Raw genomic sequence first — 1,485 nt, forward strand, 5'->3', positions numbered from 1 at the left:
CTTTCCAGAGATGGATTGGTGCCTTCGGGAGCATTGAGACAGGTGCTGCATGGCTGTCGTCAGCTCGTGTCGTGAGATGTTGGGTTAAGTCCCGTAACGAGCGCAACCCTTGTCCTTAGTTACCAGCGCGTTATGGTGGGCACTCTAAGGAGACTGCCGGTGACAAACCGGAGGAAGGTGGGGATGACGTCAAGTCATCATGGCCCTTACGGCCTGGGCTACACACGTGCTACAATGGTCGGTACAAAGGGTTGCCAAGCCGCGAGGTGGAGCTAATCCCATAAAACCGATCGTAGTCCGGATCGCAGTCTGCAACTCGACTGCGTGAAGTCGGAATCGCTAGTAATCGCGAATCAGAATGTCGCGGTGAATACGTTCCCGGGCCTTGTACACACCGCCCGTCACACCATGGGAGTGGGTTGCACCAGAAGTAGCTAGTCTAACCTTCGGGAGGACGGTTACCACGGTGTGATTCATGACTGGGGTGAAGTCGTAACAAGGTAGCCGTAGGGGAACCTGCGGCTGGATCACCTCCTTAATCGACGACATCAGCTGCTCCATAAGTTCCCACACGAATTGCTTGATTCATTGAAGAAGACGAAAGAAGCAGCCCGAAATTGGGTCTGTAGCTCAGTTGGTTAGAGCGCACCCCTGATAAGGGTGAGGTCGGCAGTTCGAATCTGCCCAGACCCACCAATTTTGTGTGGGAAACGCCTGTAGAAATACGGGGCCATAGCTCAGCTGGGAGAGCGCCTGCCTTGCACGCAGGAGGTCAGCGGTTCGATCCCGCTTGGCTCCACCACTACTGCTTCTGAAGTAAGAGCTTAGAAATGAGCATTCCATCGTTGATGGTGAATGTTGATTTCTAGTCTTTGACTAGTTCGTTCTTTAAAAATTTGGGTATGTGATAGAAAGATAGACTGAACGCCACTTTCACTGGTGGTGATCAGGCTAAGGTAAAATTTGTGAGTTCTCTTAGTTGAGAAATTCGAATTTTCGGCGAATGTCGTCTTCATAGTATAACCAGATTGCTTGGGGTTATATGGTCAAGTGAAGAAGCGCATACGGTGGATGCCTTGGCAGTCAGAGGCGATGAAAGACGTGGTAGCCTGCGAAAAGCTTCGGGGAGTCGGCAAACAGACTTTGATCCGGAGATGTCTGAATGGGGGAACCCAGCCATCACAAGATGGTTATCTTGTACTGAATACATAGGTGCAAGAGGCGAACCAGGGGAACTGAAACATCTAAGTACCCTGAGGAAAAGAAATCAACCGAGATTCCCTTAGTAGTGGCGAGCGAACGGGGACTAGCCCTTAAGTGGCTTTGAGATTAGCGGAACGCTCTGGAAAGTGCGGCCATAGTGGGTGATAGCCCTGTACGCGAAAGTCTCTTAGTCATGAAATCGAGTAGGACGGAGCACGAGAAACTTTGTCTGAATATGGGGGGACCATCCTCCAAGGCTAAATACTACTGACTGACCGATAG

The 1,485-nt window shown here is 51.0% G+C and carries 2 tRNA genes and 2 rRNA genes; all 4 read left to right on the forward strand.

From position 1 onward, the window contains the following. A 16S ribosomal RNA gene (locus L6D81_RS29260) occupies positions 1 to 538 on the forward strand; the annotation flags it as partial. Between the two features lie 81 nt (positions 539 to 619). Next, positions 620 to 696: transfer RNA gene (locus tag L6D81_RS29265), tRNA-Ile, on the forward strand. Positions 697 to 726: 30 nt separating this feature from the next. Beyond that, positions 727 to 802 (forward strand) — tRNA-Ala (locus L6D81_RS29270). A 242-nt stretch (positions 803 to 1,044) separates the two neighbouring features. Continuing rightward, positions 1,045 to 1,485 (forward strand): 23S ribosomal RNA (locus L6D81_RS29275); the annotation flags it as partial.

Source organism: Pseudomonas sputi, from assembly GCF_021603585.1.
GTDB lineage: Bacteria > Pseudomonadota > Gammaproteobacteria > Pseudomonadales > Pseudomonadaceae > Aquipseudomonas > Aquipseudomonas sputi.